General features: G+C 66.2%; 14 protein-coding genes. 10 read left to right on the top strand and 4 right to left on the bottom strand.

The annotated features are described in order from the left end of the window. Positions 1 to 20: 20 nt before the first annotated feature. Positions 21 to 374 (bottom strand): DUF1801 domain-containing protein, encoded by a 354-nt coding sequence (locus ABD791_RS15420; RefSeq protein WP_345068329.1) that lies wholly within the window; start codon positions 372 to 374, stop codon positions 21 to 23. Positions 375 to 619: 245 nt separating this feature from the next. Between ABD791_RS15420 and hutU the strand changes: the two genes are divergently transcribed. Further along, on the top strand, positions 620 to 2305 hold the full coding sequence (hutU, locus tag ABD791_RS15415; protein WP_345068327.1) for a urocanate hydratase: 1686 nt from the start codon (positions 620 to 622) through the stop codon (positions 2303 to 2305). Positions 2306 to 2309: 4 nt separating this feature from the next. Then, entirely contained in the window at positions 2310 to 3587 is a 1278-nt protein-coding gene (hutI, locus tag ABD791_RS15410) for an imidazolonepropionase (protein ID WP_345068325.1), read from the top strand. Between the two features lie 440 nt (positions 3588 to 4027). Here hutI and ABD791_RS15405 read toward each other — a convergent pair whose 3' ends face one another. Further along, the gene (locus ABD791_RS15405) at positions 4028 to 4966 is read right to left on the bottom strand and encodes an arginase family protein (protein ID WP_345068323.1); all 939 of its coding nucleotides are present in this window, start codon (positions 4964 to 4966) and stop codon (positions 4028 to 4030) included. A gap of 141 nt (positions 4967 to 5107) precedes the next feature. Here ABD791_RS15405 and ABD791_RS15400 point away from each other — a divergent pair, with 141 nt between their 5' ends. Next, positions 5108 to 5467 carry a hypothetical protein gene (locus ABD791_RS15400; RefSeq protein ID WP_345068321.1) on the top strand — a complete coding sequence of 120 codons (360 nt, stop codon included), beginning with the start codon at positions 5108 to 5110 and terminating at the stop codon, positions 5465 to 5467. A 745-nt stretch (positions 5468 to 6212) separates the two neighbouring features. On the opposite strand, the gene ABD791_RS15395 is transcribed toward ABD791_RS15400, so the two are convergent. After that, positions 6213 to 10142 carry an efflux RND transporter permease subunit gene (locus ABD791_RS15395; protein WP_345068320.1) on the bottom strand — a complete coding sequence of 1310 codons (3930 nt, stop codon included), beginning with the start codon at positions 10140 to 10142 and terminating at the stop codon, positions 6213 to 6215. A 196-nt stretch (positions 10143 to 10338) separates the two neighbouring features. Between ABD791_RS15395 and ABD791_RS15390 the strand changes: the two genes are divergently transcribed. After that, positions 10339 to 10542, top strand: a complete 204-nt coding sequence (locus tag ABD791_RS15390) for a dodecin family protein (protein ID WP_345068318.1) — start codon at positions 10339 to 10341, stop codon at positions 10540 to 10542. Positions 10543 to 10680: 138 nt separating this feature from the next. Here the strand turns inward: ABD791_RS15390 and yczR are convergent, their stop codons facing one another. Then, a complete protein-coding gene (yczR, locus tag ABD791_RS15385; RefSeq protein WP_345068316.1) occupies positions 10681 to 12141 on the bottom strand; it encodes a MocR-like transcription factor YczR in 1461 nt (486 codons plus the stop codon). A 63-nt stretch (positions 12142 to 12204) separates the two neighbouring features. On the opposite strand from yczR, the gene yczE reads away from it, so the two are divergent. The 6 genes from yczE to ABD791_RS15355 all read left to right on the top strand — a co-directional run bounded on the left by yczE (position 12205) and on the right by ABD791_RS15355 (position 17712). Further along, positions 12205 to 12849: a membrane protein YczE gene (yczE, locus tag ABD791_RS15380; protein ID WP_345068554.1), complete on the top strand. Its 645-nt coding sequence runs from the start codon at positions 12205 to 12207 to the stop codon at positions 12847 to 12849. A gap of 312 nt (positions 12850 to 13161) precedes the next feature. After that, entirely contained in the window at positions 13162 to 14514 is a 1353-nt protein-coding gene (locus ABD791_RS15375) for an MFS transporter (protein WP_345068552.1), read from the top strand. 103 nt (positions 14515 to 14617) lie between these two features. Beyond that, on the top strand, positions 14618 to 15241 hold the full coding sequence (locus ABD791_RS15370) for a LysE family transporter (protein ID WP_345068314.1): 624 nt from the start codon (positions 14618 to 14620) through the stop codon (positions 15239 to 15241). A 110-nt stretch (positions 15242 to 15351) separates the two neighbouring features. After that, positions 15352 to 15927: an EthD domain-containing protein gene (locus ABD791_RS15365; protein ID WP_345068312.1), complete on the top strand. Its 576-nt coding sequence runs from the start codon at positions 15352 to 15354 to the stop codon at positions 15925 to 15927. Beyond that, positions 15924 to 16673, top strand: coding sequence for an SDR family NAD(P)-dependent oxidoreductase (locus ABD791_RS15360; protein ID WP_345068310.1), 750 nt, complete (start codon positions 15924 to 15926; stop codon positions 16671 to 16673). Before ABD791_RS15365 ends, ABD791_RS15360 begins: the two co-directional genes overlap by 4 nt. A 55-nt stretch (positions 16674 to 16728) precedes the next feature. Then, a complete protein-coding gene (locus ABD791_RS15355; RefSeq protein ID WP_345068308.1) occupies positions 16729 to 17712 on the top strand; it encodes a substrate-binding domain-containing protein in 984 nt (327 codons plus the stop codon). The last annotated feature ends 3 nt before the right edge of the window (positions 17713 to 17715 follow it).

The raw sequence follows: 17715 nt of genomic DNA, 5'->3' as shown, positions 1-17715 counted from the left end.
AGTCGGCGAGGGCGACGAGCTCAGGCGCCCCCGTCGAGGGTCGCAGCCTGAGTGAGGTAGTCGCGGAGTGCGTCTTCGGGCAACTCCTCGACCGTCTTCATCTTGAGATGGCGGGTGTTGAAGCCGGTTCCCTCCAGCCAGCCGTGGTCATCCGTCAAGCTCGCACCCCGCTCAAAGGTGAGCGTGAGGTTTTTGTCATTGGTCGTCACGGTGGCGAGGGTGCGCTTGACGTGCCAGGCCGGGTTGCCGCCGCTGAGGACTTCGATCGCGTCGGGAACGGTCTCTTCGACGATCTGCCTGAGCTTCTCGAGAATCTCACGATACTCGGGGGTGAGCTTGGTCTGGGCGAAGTCATCGACGTCACGGTTGCGCATTGCGTCTCCTCAGTGTCGAGTGATTGTCGAGGCATCACGATGGCCGATGCCACCGCTCTCTGCAGTTGCCGCGCTCGATACTGCCGCGAAAGTATCGTGCCGACGACTGCCCCGTCAATGGCGGAGTCTGGCCAGATGAATGGCCGAATGCCCACTGCCCCGACGAGTGCGCTCAGTCTGGGATTCCGGACAGCAGTGCCGGCATCCGCATTGTTCGGGGGCTCCCGGTGGTGTGCAATCGCAGTATGACTACTTCTCGCACCGTTCGTGCCGCCCGAGGATCAACGCTGACCGCGAAGAGCTGGCAGACCGAGGGCCCGTTGCGCATGCTGATGAACAACCTCGACCCCGAGGTCGCTGAGCATCCCGAAGAGCTCGTCGTCTATGGCGGAACGGGCAAAGCCGCCCGCAACTGGGAGGCCTACGACGCCATCGTGCGCACCCTGACGACCCTCGAAAAAGATGAGACCCTGCTTGTGCAATCGGGCAAGCCGGTGGGCGTGTTCCGCACCCACGAGTGGGCCCCGCGCGTGCTCATCGCGAACTCCAACCTCGTCGGCGACTGGGCCAACTGGCCCGAGTTTCGTCGCCTCGAAGCGCTCGGCCTGACCATGTACGGCCAAATGACCGCCGGGTCGTGGATCTACATCGGCACCCAGGGCATCCTGCAGGGCACCTATGAGACCTTCGCCGCCGTGGCCGTGAAGCTCGCAGAGCGCCGCGGAGATCTCGACGCGTCTGGCGAATCCAGCCTGGCCGGCACCATCACCCTCACCGGCGGGGCCGGCGGAATGGGGGGCGCCCAGCCGCTCGCCGTCACCCTCAACGAGGGTGTCGTGCTCATCGTCGACGTCGACGAGACCCGCCTGCAGCGCCGCATCGACAAGGGCTACCTCGACGAGCTGGCCACCGACATCGACGATGCGATCGCTCGCGTCGTCGCGGCGAAGAACGAGCGCCGCCCCCTCTCGGTCGGCCTCGTCGGCAACGCCGCGACGGTCTTTCCCGAGCTGCTGGCCCGCAAGGTTCCGATCGACATCGTCACCGACCAAACCTCCGCGCACGACCCGCTGGCGTACCTGCCAGAAGGCGTCACCGTGGCCGAATGGCACGAGCTCGCCGCCGCAGACCCGGTCGCCTTCACCGAGCGCGCCCGCGCCTCGATGGCCAAGCAGGTGCAGGCCATGGTCGAGTTCCAGGATGCCGGCGCCGAGGTCTTCGACTACGGAAACTCGATTCGTGCCGAGGCCGAACTGGGCGGCTACGACCGTGCGTTCGCCTTTCCTGGGTTCGTGCCCGCGTACATCCGCCCGCTCTTTGCCGAGGGCAAGGGTCCGTTCCGTTGGGCTGCTCTGTCGGGTGACCCGGCCGACATCGCCGCCACCGACAAGGCGATACTCGAGCTCTTTCCCGAAGACGCCCACCTGCGTCGCTGGATCACCGCCGCGGGCGAGAAGGTGCAGTTCGAAGGCCTGCCCGCGCGCATCTGCTGGCTCGGCTACAAGGAACGACACCTCGCCGGACTCAAGTTCAACGAGATGGTGGCGTCGGGCGAACTCAGCGCGCCCCTCGTCATCGGTCGCGACCACCTCGACTCCGGCTCCGTCGCCTCGCCCTACCGTGAGACCGAAGCCATGGCCGACGGTTCAGACGCCATCGCCGACTGGCCCCTGCTTAACGCCCTGCTGAACACCGCGTCGGGCGCGACCTGGGTGTCGATCCACCACGGTGGCGGCGTCGGAATCGGCCGCTCCATCCACGCGGGCCAGGTCATCGTCGCCGACGGGACCCCGTTGGCCGCCGAGAAGATCGAGCGCGTGCTCACCAATGACCCGGGCACCGGCGTGATGCGTCACGTCGACGCCGGCTACGAGCGGGCCGCCGAAGTTGCGCGCGAACGTGGACTGCGCGTTCCGATGTGGGAAAAGTAGACACATGACAACTGAGCTCATCACCAACATCGGGCAACTCGTCACCAACGTGCCGTCGACTCCGGGCGACGGCACGGGCGGGGCTTCGGCTTCGGCTTCGGCTTCGGCCGATGCCCCGCGTCAGGATGTCGCCCGCCTGGGCATCCTGCACGATGCGGCGGTTCTCATTGAGGATGGGCTCATTGTCTGGGTCGGTGCTGCGGGCGATGTCTCGGGTGCCGGCCAGGGTACCGACTCGGGTGCCGGCCCGGTCATCGACCTGGTCACCGATGCGCAGGGATCCAGCGTGATCCCGGGCTTCGTCGACAGTCACAGCCACATCATTTTCGGCGGCGACCGCTCGGCGGAGTTCGAAGCGCGCATGTCGGGGCAGAAGTATTCCGCTGGCGGCATTCGTTCGACGGTGGCCGCGACGCGAGAGGCCTCCGATGAGGAACTGCGCGCCCGCACCCGGGGCTTCCTGGCCGAGATGCTGGCCCAGGGCACGACGACCGTCGAGATCAAGAGCGGCTACGGCCTCTCCCTCGAGTCTGAAACCCGTCTCGTGCGACTGGCTGCCGAGGTCACCTCCGAGGTTACATTCCTCGGAGCGCATGTAGTTCCGACCGAGTTCGCCGGCCGGGCCGATGACTACGTCGACCTGGTTGTCGGGGACATGCTCACCGCCTGCGCTCCGCACGCACGGTGGGTCGACGTCTTCTGCGAGACCGGGGCCTTCACCGTGGAGCAAAGCCGGCGCATCCTTTCTGCCGGCGCGGCGCTCGGCCTCGGCGTGCGGGTGCATGCCAGCCAGCTCGCCCCGGGCGAGGGTGTTGCCCTCGCGGTCGAGCTCGGCGCGGCCAGCGTCGATCACTGCACCTTCTTGAGTGATGACGACGTCGCGGCGCTGGCCGGCTCGAACACCGTCGCCACACTGCTGCCGGGTGTCGAGTTCTCAACCCGTCAGCCGTACCCAAATGCCCGTCGCCTCCTCGACGCGGGTGCCACGGTTGCTCTGGCCAGTGACTGCAACCCGGGGTCGTCGTTCACCTCGTCGATGCCGTTCTGTGTGGCCGTCGCCGTGCGTGACATGGGAATGACCCCGGCCGAAGCGCTCTGGGCTGCGACCGCCGGGGGTGCCGCGGCGCTGCGACGCACCGATATCGGAGTGATCGCGGTCGGCGCCCGTGCCGACCTCGTGCAGCTCAAAGCTGATTCGTATGTACACCTGGCGTATCGACCGGGGGTGCCACTCGTGCACACGGTCTGGAAAGACGGCGTCGCCACTTCGGTGGCGCGCTAAGCGACTGACGCCTGTCTGCGGTCGCGGGCAGCAACCGTCGACAGCAGCCGCCGCGCGGTGAACCCTGCGCCGCTGGCTGTGTTCGCAACTTCGGAGATTTTCGGAAAACCAGACCCTTGCGGGCCCGAATCACCCCGATTTGTGAAAAATCTCCGTTGTTGCGAACAGGCGTCATCAAGTCACGTGGTCACGGCAGGCTCGACCATCCCCTCCACAACTTCCGTTGCGCGGGTCAGTCGTCGCTGCGCGAGTCGCCACACCTGCTGCAGCATGATGTCTCAGGGCATCGTCGACGGCGCGGTGTATCACGGTGGGCGCGGGTTAGAACGCGCGCCCACCGGGATACACCGCGCCGAAATGGTTGGAGCTGGTGAATTGCCGACTTCGCGAGCCGTCCTTGCCGCCGCGAATTGCCCGACGGCCTGCGCGCCAGGTCTCGTTTAGGGACGGTCGAGCAAGCCAGCCGCCACCTCGAGCACACAGAGCGCAGCGAGGCGCACCGTGCGGCCATCGGCGGTGTCAGCTGAAGCATCGATTTCGGCAAGGTCGACCGAGACGACGCGCGAATCTGCACCTGCTGCGCGGGCTGCAGTGCGCAACTCGTAGGCGGAGATTCCGCCCGGAACTGACGCGGGGCATCCGGGAGCCACCGATCTGTCGCAGACATCGACGTCGAGGTCGACGTGGATCGGTCCCCCGCCGGCTCCGGCAATCTCCAGCGCTTCGGCGAAGACGTCGCTCATCGGGCGGCGGTGCAACTCGTCGCGGTGCACGACGGTGATGCCGTAGTCGAGGGCGCGCTGGGCGTACTCGCGCGAGTTGACGAAGTCGGCGATGCCGATCTGCACGATACGGCGACCGTTGAGCCCGAACTCGTCGACGAGACGGCGCACGGGCGAACCGTTTGAGACGCCGTCGCGCAGGTCGTAGTGGGCGTCGAGGGTGATCAGTCCGGCGGTTGACGCGTTGTCGCCCCAGGCTCCGCGGGCGACGGGAACGGTGAGCGAGTTGTCGCCGCCGAGAGCCACGACAACGCGCGAGCGGGATGCCGCGGCGGCGACGGCGGCGATCGCGCGTGCCTCGCCGGCCTCGCCGTCTGGCTCCAGGGCATCGCCGAAGTCGGCGATGGTGAGCTCGTCGAGGCTGCGCGGGTTCGGCCGGCCGACGCGGTCGGGCATGAGCGCGCCGCTGTAGCGCTTGAGCGCACGGCGAATCGCACGCGGAGTCTGCCAGGCATTGGTGAGCGACAGCGAGGTGCGCCAGGTCGGGATGCCGATCAGACCGAGGTCGATCGGGGTCGCCGGATCCAGGTCGTTGGGCGAAGGCCAGTTGCCGGTTCGGGGCCAGAGAGGGTCATGAGGCAGCGCTGCGTCGGTCACAATTTCGACCCTAGCAATCGGGTGCCAGGAGGGAAGGGGCATTAACCTGTCGCGTGTCTTGGATACCGGACGCGAAGACTGATCCGCCGGGTCATGCGGGTCATGCGGGTCGCCGACGACGGATGCGGTTAGCATCGCGGAATGAGCGCTGCAACAGTTTTCGACGAGCTAATTCTCGATCTCGCACCAGCCGGGGCCGTCGGCGGACAGATGTTCGGCGCACGTGCCATCACCCTGCAGAAGAAGGCATTCGCCTGCCTGAAGGGTGACCGCATCGCTTTCAAGCTGGGAGACGGAAGCCCGGCGCACGCGACAGCGCTGGCGCTGCCCGGCGCTGAGCTCTGGGATCCGTCCGGCCGTCACAAACCATTCAAAGATTGGGTGGCCATCCCCATCGGCGAGACCGAACCTGCCCGCGACGTCGTTGCCTCGCCCGCCCGCGACGTCGTTGCCGACGTCGCCTCTGCCGCGCTCAGGCTTCTCGCGTCGACGCTCCGCTAAGGAGCGGGAGCGGGAGGGCTCGGGCAGATCTCGGGGATTGAGCCTGTCGAAATCACGCGACTGGTCGTGAGATCAGCTCATGAGGTCTCGAGCGATGGGGCCGCTGCGCGGCCCATTTCGTTGGTCGAGGAGGCCGCCCGCGGCCGTCTCGAGACCCCGTGATCCGACGTTTGAACGCAACCCGAGTGGGCGTCGAGGTTCTAAAAAGTGACCGTGCGGTGTAGCGCTTGAGGAAGCGGACCTCCGCCAGACAGGCCGCATCCGTTGCGCGGGTCCGGTGCCGTCACGCGGGCCGGCGCCAACGCGCCCAGCGGCGCCCAACGCGCGCAATGCGCAGTCCGCCCGCCAAGGTCTCCCCGTACATCCGCCACGCGGGTCGAATGCCGCCACGCGGATCGGACGCCGGGCCCAATTGCACCACGCGGGTTGAAAACCGCAACGCCCAGTGAACTCAACGGGCGTCACTGTTTTCGACCCGCGCAACGGTTCCGGTGGTCGACAAGAACGGTCAGAGACCTCGGGAGCCACCTTCCATCTTGCGCATGAGCACCAGCCTGCCAGCTGTCAAACCAGACCAGCTAGCCATCGTTACAGAGACCCCGCGAGCCGACGTTCACACGCAACCCAAGTCAAGAGATCGGCTCGCCGGGTCTCGAGCTGCGCGCTCCTTCGTCGCGTGCTCCTCGACCAACGAAATGGCCCATATACCTCACACAGGCTCGACCAACGAGATTGTTCCGTTGGCCTAGTGGGTGCCCGCCGGAACCGGCTCAGCGCCGACAAGTCCCGGGTCATCTGACCCGTCGTCGGGCTCGTCGGCGGGCCCGCCGCCGGGCTGCGACTCATCGTCAGGCTCTTCGTCGGGCTGCGGCTCATCCGACTGAACGATCTGAGACTGCAAGGCAGCGAGCTGCGGGGACTCGGGTTGCACCGATTCGACCAGCTCAGTTTCGCCCGCCGTCGGTTCGGCCAGCTCAGTCTCGGCGACCCTCGGCTCTACTACCGCCGGTTCTACGACCGCCGGTTGAGCCGGCGCCGGTTGAGCCTGGTCGGACTCGAACTGCGGGGCTATGGGCCCCGCAAAGCTGGGCAGTTCAAGGTCAGGCAGCGCAACTTCGGGCTGGTTGACATCGGGCTGCGCATCGCCGAGCTGCTCGACCTCGGGCTGGTCAGACTCGACCTGCACGAACGCCGGCGCCTCTACCTCAGGAAGAGCCACGTCGGGCAGTTCGACATCCGGCTGGGCAAGGTCCGGCTGGGCAAGGTCCGGCTGGGCAAGGTCCGGCTGGGCAAGGCCCGGCTGGGCAAGGCCCGGCTGGGCAAGGCCCGGCTGGGCAAGGCCCGGCTGGGCAAGGTCCGGCTGCGTCACCTCGATTGACGCAGCATCCGTTGCGGACACCGGCTCCGGCACCACCACCGCCGCCACAGCAGGAGCAGCGGTCAGCGCCAGCGGTCCAGCCCCGGCAGCAGCCGCTGCCGCAACGGCCTCACGACGCGCCGCCCGACGCTCGGCCCGACCCTCAACGAGGTAGTAGAGCACCGGCAAAACGATGAGGGTGAGCACCGTCGACGAGACGAGTCCGCCGATGACGACGAGTGCGAGCGGCTGCGAGATGAATCCGCCGTGTCCGGTCAGGCCGACCGCCATCGGCAGGAGTGCGAAGATCGTCGCCAGGGCGGTCATCAGGATCGGACGAAGCCTGCGGGAGGCGCCGTGCACGAGCGCGTCAGGCACGCTCATCCCCCGGCGCCGATACTGGTTGACCAGGTCGACGAGCACAATGGCGTTCGTGACGACGATGCCGATCAGCATGAGCACGCCGATCATGGATGCGACGCCGAGCGGAACACCGGTGATCACCTGCAGGGCGATGGCCCCAGTCGCGGCGAACGGCACAGAGACGAGCAGCAGCAGCGGCTGCCGCAGCGAGCGGAAAGTCGCCACCATCACGATGTAGACGATCAGAATTGCCACGAGCATCGCGATGCCCAGCTGCGAGAAGGCCTCGGTCTGGTCGGCCGATACTCCACCGAGGGTCGCCGTCGCCCCGGCCGGAAGCGTCGTGTCGGCGATCACCGCGGTCATCGCCGCACTGGCCGTGCCGAGGTCGTCGCCGCTGGGCGTGGCCGAAACCGTTGCCGTGCGGATTCCCTTGGCGGTCGTGATGGTCGACGGACCGTCGACCTGGTTGACCGAGGCCAGGGTGTCGAGAGCGACGGGCCCTGCGGCCGTGGGAATCTGCAGTGCCGCGAGCTCAGCGGCGGTCGTGGGCGGAGCATCCGATTGCAGATACATCGAGAGCGACGTGTCGTCGATGACGATCGAACCGAGCACGCTCGGCTGCATGGCCTGCGACACGAGCGTGCCGAGTGCCAGCTCGCTCAGGCCGGCCTTCGCCGCGGCATCGGTGTCGACCTCAATCGCAAGATACGGGCGGGAGGCTGCGAGATTGCTGGAGCTCTCACTGATCGAGTCAAGCTTCGACACCTTGGCCAGGATGGCGTCGGTCGCGGTCTGCAGGTCGTCGCGGGTTGTCGCCGTCACATCGACGTCGATCGACGAGGAGCCGCCGAAGCCGCTGGATGCGCCGATCGAGACCTCGCCGGCATCCGACAGCCCATCGAGGGCGGTGCGTGCCTCGGCCTGCACGTCATCGGCGTTGGCCGAATCGGCGGTCGTGACCGAGTAGGTGACGTTGCTGGATGCGGAGCCGCCGCCGGTGAACGCCGCGGCGATGCTGCTGCCGCCGATCGACACCTGCACAACGTCGATGCCGTCGATGCCGCGCAGGGTCTTCTCGACCTGCTCCGATGCGGTGTCGAGGGCGGCCAAGCTGGTGCCGACAGGCAGAGTCTGGGTCACGCTGAACGTGTTCTGGCCGGTCGAACCGAGAAAGTTGACCTTCATATACGGGATCATCGCGACGGTGCCGCCGAGCACGAGCACGGCGAGCAGCAGGGTGGCCACTGCGTGGTTGAGGGTCCAGCGGATGATGGGCAGGTAGCCCTTTTGCAGGCGGCTCGGGTGTTCGAATTCGTCGGGTTCTGCGGCTGCTTCGGCGCGGCGTGAGCGGCGCGATCCGACGGATGCGGCGGATGCGGCGGATGCAGCGGATGCAGCGGATGCAGCGGATGCAGCGGATGCAGTCGCTGGCTCCGCCACCGCAACGACCGCGGCCGTCGGCGCCTTCAAGAACCAGTACGCAAGCACCGGCACGATCGTCAGCGAGACGAGCAGCGAGGCGATCAGCGCGATCGCGATGGTCAGCGCGAACGGGCGGAACAGCTCGCCGGTCGAGCCGCTCACGAATGAGATCGGCAAGAAGACGGCCACTGTCGTGATCGTCGACGCGGTGATCGCACCAGCCACCTCGCGCACGGCGCCGACGATGGTCTCCGCCTTGTCAACGCCGGCCACGAGATGCCGTTTGATGTTCTCAATCACGACGATCGAGTCGTCGACGACTCGGCCGATCGCGATGGTCAGAGCGCCGAGAGTCAGAATGTTCAGCGAGTAGCCGACGGACTGCAACCCGATGAAGGTGATCAGCACGGAGGTCGGAATCGAGATCGCCGTGACCAGGGTGGCCCGCACCGAGAGCAGGAAGACCAGGATCACGAGCACCGCGAAGAACAGGCCGAGCAGGCCCTCCTGGGTGAGCGAGTCGATCGACTGCTGAATGAACGGAGCCTGGTCGAAGACGATCGTGAATGTCGCGCCGGGAACCGCAGCTTCAAGCTGGGGCAGGATGTCGCGCACCTGGGTCGAGACCTCGACCGTGTTGGCCGCCGGCACCTTGGTGACCGAGATCGTGAGCGCAGTTTCACCGTTGACGCGCGAGATGCTGGTGGCCGGGTTCGCCTCAAGTGCGACAGCGGCCACATCGCCCAGTGTCGTCACCGTCGTCGCCGGCTTGGTCGACGGCAGGCCTGACGCCGACGGGAGCAACGGCAGCGCACTGATGTCCTCGACCGAGGTGAGCTTCGATCCGAGCTGGACCGAGAGGGTCTTGTCGCCCTCGGTCAGCGAACCGGCCGGAATGAACGCGCCGTTCTGCTGGATGGCGGTACGAATGGACTGCGTGCTGAGGCCGCTTTCGGCCAGCTTCGCGGCATCCGGAGTGATCGTCACACGCTGACCGACATCGCCGACGAGGGCGGCATCGCGCACGCCGGTGACGTCACGGATGTCGCCGAGCACGCTGCGCTTGAGCTGGTCGGACAGGGTGGCCGGGTCGCCGCCCGAGACGGCGATCGACAGCACGGGAAAGTCGTCGATGCTGCCGCTGATCACCTGCGGATCGAGGTTGTCGGGAAGCTGCGACTTGATGCGGTTGATCGCCTGGCCGATTCTGGACTCCGCCTTGGCGAGGTCGGTGCCATAGGTGAAGGTCGCGCTCACCATCGACGAGTTCGTGCTGCTCGTCGTCGTGGTGGATTCGAGGCCGGGCACCCCCTGGATCGCCGTTTCGATCGGGGTCGAGACATCGTCGTTGACGACCTCAGGCGACGCGCCGGGATAGCTCGTCGACACGAGCAGCTGCGGCAGCTGGAGTGACGGGATCAGCTCCTGCTTGAGGCTCGTCAACGCCAAGCTGCCGAAGACGGCCGCGACGATGGTGATGAGCGCGATGAGCGCCCGGTTCTTCATGCTCAAAACGGCGAGAAAATGCACCAGTTCAGTATGTCAGCGCGGCGTGGCGTGATCGTGCCGCCGCTCGGGTGTTCTTCGCTCGCGAAGGGTCGCAGATCGCCCCTTGAACTCGAGGCATGGGGCGATCTGCGACCTCTCGCGAAGCATCCGGTCAGGGGTGTCGGCGCTTCGGCGCCGAGCGTATGCTCTGGGCCAGTTCGATCGATGAGGAGGAACCATGTCAGTTGCACGGGTCACAACGCTCAGCGTGCGGTCAGAGACGTCATTCGACGATGCGATCGCGGCCGGAATCGCCCGGGCGCACAAAACCCTGCGCGGTGTATCGGGCGCGTGGGTGAAGGAGCAGAAGGTCGAGATCGCCGACGGCACCATCACGTCGTGGGAGGTCGTCATCGAAGTCACATTCGTGCTCGACGACTAGTTGACTAGTAGTTGTCTCGCCAGGCCTCGCGAGAGGTCGCAGATCGCCCCTTGAACTCGATTCATGGGGCGATCTGCGACCTCTCGCGAGCCCGCCCGCCCGCACGCACGCACGCCCGCCCGCGAAAAGCGCAGGGATCTAGACCACGTCGGCGAGATAGCCCGTGTCAGGCACCGGATGCTGCCCCAGGGCATCCCAGGCGCGGCCCAGCGCATCGACGGCACGGTCGATCTCGTCAGTGCTGTAACAGAACGGGATGCGCATGAAGCGTTCGAACGCTCCGTCGATTCCGAAACGGGGACCGGCCGGAACGATCAGGCCGTGGTTGCGGGCCGACAGCGCCAGCTGCGAGCTGACCGGGCTGCCGAGATTGACCCACGCGGTGATGCCGCCGTTGACATGCGGCACCTGCCAGTCGGGAAATCGCTCGGCCAGACGCGACTCGAGGTGGTCGCGGGAGGCGCGGAGCGCCCCGCGGCGCTGCTCGAGGATGGCCGGCATCTCGGCGAGCAGCCGCGTCACAATCAGCTGCTCGAGAATGGGAGTGCCGAGGTCGTTCGCCGAACGCGACGCGACGAGTTTGCGAATCAACGGCCGTTCCGCCCGAATCCAGCCGACCCGGATGCCGCCCCAGACACTCTTGCCGACCGACCCGATCGACACCGCGGTTGCGGGCATCGCGGGGTCGGCATACGCCGCGAACGGGAGGTACTCACCCGGTCGATCGATGTTGAACTCACCGATCGTCTCGTCGGCGATCAGCACGGTGCCCTGCCGGGCGGCGGCCGCGAGAACCCGCTCGCGCTGGTCGACCGGCATGCTCTGCCCTGTCGGGTTGTGAAAGTCGGGCATCAGGTAGCCGAGCACGGGATTGCTGCGCTGCAGGGTCTGGATCAGCGCCGTCTCATCCCAGCCCCGCGTCGACTCGTCGTCGCCGGGAGCGCCGGCCGAGACGCTGACCGGCACCAGCCGGGCTCCCGCCGCGCGCAACGCCTCGTAGGCATGCGGGTAGGTCGGGGTTTCGATCAGGGCCCGGTCGCCCCGCCCGATCATCAGGCGTGAGAGCAGCGCAATGGCGTGCTGCGCACCGATCGTCACCATGATCTGGTCGGGGGTGGTCGGCAAACCGCGGGCCGCGTAGCGGTCGGCAATCGCCTGGCGCAGTTCGGGAATTCCGATCGGGTCGAAGCCAGAATCACCGAGGTGCCGCGGCAGATCGCCGGCCGCGGCGAGCGCCGCATCCGCCAGAGCCGGCAGCGCGGGCATGGTGGCCTTGCTGAAATCGAGGATTCCACCACCCTCGACCACCGTGAGGGTTGGCGCGCTTCCGGGCAGCCGCGCAACGCTTCCCGAACCACGCACACTGACCAGAAAGCCGCTCTCGCGCAGGCGCCGGTAGGCCGCGGCGATTGTGGTGCGGCTGAGCCCGAGCCGAGCACTCAGGTCGCGTTCGGCCGGCAGCCGGCTGTCGATCGGAATTCGTCCGTCGAGGGTCAGCAAACGGATGCGATCGGCCAACGCCACGTAGGCGCTGGCCCCGCTCTGCCATTCGCCGAGCAGTGACTCGAGGGTGCGGGCACTCATCTGGTTTCCAACCATGAGGCCACTCTAGACAAATTGGCTACTTGATAACAGTGCCAATCTCCAATTGGATTGGTGACTATGACCCGCCGCATCCCTCAACTCCTTATTGGCCTCTTTCTCTACGGCATCGGCATCGCCCTGATGGTGCGTGGCCAAATTGGCGTGGCCCCCTGGGACGTGCTGACGCAGGGCATCGACAAGCACACGCATCTCGGATTCGGGCTCATCACCATGCTGATGAGCGGTGTCGTGCTGCTGCTCTGGATTCCGATTCGACAGCGGCTGGGCATCGGCACCGTCTTGAACGCACTTCTCGTCGGCCCGAGTGCAGATGTCGGCCTCTGGCTGATCCCCGCCGACCAGGCACTCTGGCTGCGCATCGTCTTCTTCGCGCTCGGACTGCTCACGGTGGGCGTGGCAACCGGCCTCTACATCGGCGCGCACTTCGGCCCCGGCCCGCGCGACGGGCTGATGACCGGTCTGCACCGGCGCACCGGCCTGAAGATCTGGATCGTACGCACCGGCATCGAGGTGGTCGTGCTCGGGATCGGCTGGCTTCTCGGCGGCAACGTCGGCGTGGGAACCGTGCTCTTCGCCCTGCTGATCGGGCCGATCTGCAACTACACGATCCCGTTCTTCGCGATCAAGCGCCCGGTGACGGTGACGGTGGCAGCGGATGCGCAGGCTCCGGCTCCGGCAACCAAGCCGGTCGAGACCGCTTAATCGTTGGTCGAGGAGCGCCGCGAGCATGCGAGCACGCGTCTCGAGACCTCGCGAGCCGACGTTCAAACGCAACCCGGGTTCAAGGATTGGCTCACGAGATCTCGAGATGCGGCCTCCTCCGTCGGCTGCTCCTCGATCAACGAAACGGTCATATGCCTAATGGATGCGGCCTCCTTCGTCGGCTGCTCCTCGATCAACGAAATGGTCATGCTCCTTTTCCCTCTACATATGACGGCACTGGCCGACTGACCCCAGCCGGACGATGATGGACGCGTGGCGCCCCGCGATCAACAAGCACCGGCGGCACCGGAGATGAATGCCGATGCCCGTCGCATCCAGCGCGTCTATCTCACGCTGACCCTCGGCAACACGCTCGCGGCATCCTTCATCTGGGGCATCAATACCCTCTTTCTGCTCGACGCCGGGCTGACCAACCTGGAGGCGTTCGCCGCCAACGCCTTCTTCACCGCCGGGATGGTGCTCTTCGAGGTGCCCACCGGCGTCGTCGCCGACACCTGGGGTCGCAAGCTCTCCTATTTGCTCGGCACCATCACGCTGGCCGTCTCGACCTTGCTCTATTTTCTGATGTGGCAGGTGCACGCGCCGTTCTGGGCGTGGGCCGTTGTCTCGATGCTGCTCGGGCTCGGCTTCACCTTCTTCTCGGGCGCCGTTGACGCCTGGCTTGTCGACGCGCTGCGCTTCGTCGGTTACGCCGGGGGCCTGGAGAAGGTGTTCGGGCGCGCTCAAATCGTGTCGGGGATCGCGATCCTCTTCGGCTCGGTAGCTGGCGGCGTGATCGCGCAGGCGACGAATCTGGGTGTGCCGTTTCTCATCCGTGCCGGTGTGCTCGTGGCGATGTTCGTCGTCGCCGCGTTGCTGATGAAAGACATCGGTTTCACCCCCGACCACTCGACCGGGCCGCTCAAGGCCACGCGGGCGGTGCTCTCCGCGTCGATCGAGTTCGGTCTCAAACGCCGGGCCGTGCGCTACATGATGTTCGCCGCGCCCTTCGCCACCGGCGTGGGGTTCTACGTCTTCTATGCGCTTCAGCCCTATCTGCTCGAACTCTACGGCGACAAAACCGCCTACTCGATCGCTGGGTTGGCCGCGGCCATTCTTGCCGGTGCTCAGATTCTCGGCGGCTGGGCGGCGCCGCGCATCCGTCGTCTGTTCCGTCTTCGCACCACCGTGATCATCGGTGCCACGCTCGGCAGCGTCGTCGTGCTCACGGCCCTCTGGCTCACGACCACGTTCTGGGTGGCGCTCCTGCTGCTGGTGTTGTGGGGGCTCGTCTCGGCGATCGGCCTCCCGATCCAGCAGTCCTATATGAATGACATGATCCCGTCGAAGCAACGCGCGACGGTGCTCTCGTTCGAGTCGTTGATGGGCAGCGTGGGCGGCGTTGTCGTGCAGCCGATCCTCGGACGAGCCGCCGACGTCTCCGGCTATGCCGCATCGCTCGGCTTTGCGGCCATCATCGAGCTGCTCGGAGTGCCCTTCATCCTGGCGAGCCGGCGGCAGCGGGAGAAGGCAGACGCGGCGTCGGATGCCGATGCGGGCGACACGACAGCAGGCGCGTCAGGGGCGACGGATGCGCGGGGTGCGACAGACGCGACGCCCCCGGATTCCCCCGGCGACATCGGGACGCTCCCCCCGGTCGACTGAGCGAACTGCCCGCCGTGAGGTGCCAACTTTTGCTAGTGCGCGGCGCCCGCAACTAGCAAAAGCTGGCACCTCACGAGCGACAGCGGCCCTTTAGGCTTGGATGATGCAGCTCGCACTCTGGCTCCCCCTCCTCGGCGCCAGCGTGCTGATCAGTTTCACGCCCGGCGCCGGAGCGATCAACACCATGAGCAACTCGCTCAACGTCGGATTCCGGCGGGCATTCTGGGGCGTGCTCGGGCAGCAGACGGCGCTCCTCATCCAAATTCTGATCGTGGCGCTCGGCGTGGGCGTGCTGGTGTCGAGTTCGCCGATCGCGTTCAATGTGATCCGCTACTCTGGCGCCGCGTACCTCGTCTATCTCGGCATTCGGCAGTTTCTCGCCAAGCCGAGCGCGAACCCGGATAACGTGGCGGCCATCCGCGATGAGCCCGCGTTCTCCCTGTTTCGCCGTGGTCTCTGGGTGAATCTGCTCAACCCGAAGGCGATCGTATTCTTTCTCGCGTTCTTGCCGCAGTTCGTGCGCCCCGGTCAGGATTTGCTGCCGCAGTATCTGGTCATCGCCGTGACCGTGGTGGTCGTCGATGTGATCGTGATGTGGTTTTTCTTCGCCGCGGCGGCCCGGTCGTTCCAGCGGTTCACGCGGGATGCGCGCGGCCAGCGCGTTTTGAACCGGGTGTTCGGCGTGCTCTTCGTCGCGGTGGGCATCGTGTTGGCGGTCATTCACTAGGCGGCGCTCTCGTTGGCCGAGCGGCCAAACTCGCATCTATTCAGCACGGGCTATCAATCGCCACAAGCCTGGTCTTTGCGTTACGGATACAGCCCCGTGATAGTGGAAACATGACTGTTTTCAGCTTTCTCGACGTTCGCCCCGAACATCTGCCGGAGGGAACTCGGCTCTACGCTCTCGAGTTCCGCGCCCACCACAAGCAGAAGTTCGGCCTGCCCGCCGGCCTCGAAAACGTCGCATTTGCCGCCGATGGTCCGGAGGCGATTCCGGGTTCGCTGCTCACCATTCCCGCCGAGGGTCAACTCATGTTCGAGCGTCCGGGCTCAGGTCCCGGCCGCGGCGGAGTGCTTCGCCTACTGCTCAACGTGCGCCGCCCCGACATCTCCCGCGCGCAGTTTGCGCACCACTGGCGCACCGTGCACGCCCCGCTCGCCATCGGCCTCAACCCCCGCTACGACTACTACATCACCAACATTTCAGAGGACCAGACGAGCAGTTGGGATGGCGTGCTGCAAGAGTGGTTCCCCGATCGCGACACCTTCGTCGAACACGAGACGGGCCTGCAGAATGTGAAGAAGGTCGTTTCTGACGACTACCCCCTCTTCCTCGCCGACTCGGCCGAATGCCCGCAGTGGCTTGCCATCGAGATCACGGATGCTGACGCGTCCGCCGGAGCAGCAGCATGAGCATTGACGGCGTTGCCGGCAAGACCATCATCGTCACCGCGGGTGGCAACGGCATCGGACTCGCCACTGCACGCGGACTGGTCGCCAACGGCGCCAAGGTCGCCATCGTCGACATCTCCGCCGACAGCGTCGAGAAGGCCGTCGCCGAGCTCGGCTCCGACAACGCGTTCGGCGTGACCGCCGACATCGGCGTGCTCGCCGACGTCGACCGCTACTTCGATGCCTGCGTTGACCACTTCGGCCGCATCGACGGCCTGTTCAACAATGCAGGCATCACCGCCCCCCGGGTGCCGCTCAGCGAGCTCGACCTCGGCTTTGCCGAAAAGCTGCTCGCGGTGAACATCATGGGCACGGTGCGCGGCATGCAGCGGATGATCCACCACGTGCGCGACCACAAACAGGGCGGCATCATCCTCAATACCTCCTCGGGAACCGCCTTGCAGGGTGCCCCGCACACCGGGTTCTACTCGGCCACGAAGTCAGCGATCATCTCGCTGACGAAGACCGCGGCGATCGAGGCAGCACCCGACGGCATCCGCGTCAACACGATCCTTCCCGGCCCGACCGAAACCCCCACCTTGCTCGCCGCGCCAGAGGACAAGAAGGCCTTCTTCCTCAGCATCGTGCCCCTCGGCCGTTTCGGCAAGCCAGAGGAGATCGCGAATCTCGCGGTCTGGCTGCTCAGTGAGCAGAGCTCCTATGTCACCGGCGGTGTGTTCGCGGTCGACGGCGGCTCTTCGACCTAACCCGCAGCATCCGACCCCTTCTCACTGCTCTGGCTGCACGACGATTGGCACACCCATGAAGAAGACCGTTACCCTCGCGTGCGGCGACTACGATCGCACCTCCGCCCTCAGCACCGGGCGGGTCCAGGCCGAGGGTCTTGAGCTGAACGTGCTCAACCTGCCGGTCGAGGAGATTTTCTACCGCACCGCCGTCTACGGCGAGTTCGACGTCTCTGAAATGTCGCTCTCGTCCTACACGCTGACGCTGGAACGCAAACGAGAGTTCGTCGCGATTCCGGTCTTTCCGTCGCGGGCGTTCCGTCACAACGGCGTCTACGTCAACGCGGATGCCGGCATCAACACTCCGAAGGACCTGATCGGCAAGACGGTCGGCGTCGCGGAATATCAGATGACCGCGACCGTCTGGATCAGGGGTTTTCTCGCCGAAGACTATGGGGTTCCGGTCGACTCGGTCGCCTACCGCACCGGCGGCCTGCACTCCCCCGGCCGCCACGAGAAGATCGCGATCACCCCTCCGGGCATCGATATCGCACCGATCGCCGAGGGTCGCACCCTGGCCGAGATGCTGGTATCCGGCGAGATCGACGCACTGCACACCCCGCGTGTTCCGCAGCCTTACCTCGACGGCAACCCGAAGGTGCGCCGGCTGTGGGAGAACACGGAAGAAGAGGAGCTGGCCTACTTCCAGCGCACCGGCATCTTTCCGATCATGCACGTTGTCGTGATCCGTCGTGACGTCTACGAGGCCAATCGCTGGATGGCCAGTTCTCTCGTCAAGGCGTTCACCGCCGCGAAGCAGCTGGTCACCGACCGAGCGGAAGAAACCGCGGCACTCAGCAGCATGCTGCCGTTCAGCTACCTCGCCGCCCGCAAGGCACGCGAGGTGATGGGCGACGACTACTGGTCGTACGGGCTCGAGCCCAATCGGGCCACCCTCGCCGCCTTCCTGCGGTACTCCTACGACCAGGGCCTCATCACGAAACACTATGAGCCGGAGGACCTGTTCGCCCCTGAAACGCTCACCAGCTTCGTCATCTGAGCG

This window comes from Glaciibacter kafniensis, from assembly GCF_039538945.1.
Classification (GTDB): Bacteria; Actinomycetota; Actinomycetes; order Actinomycetales; family Microbacteriaceae; genus Cryobacterium; species Cryobacterium kafniensis.
The sequence above is the reverse complement of the archived record's forward strand: the minus strand, read 5'-3'. Positions and strand labels throughout refer to the sequence as shown.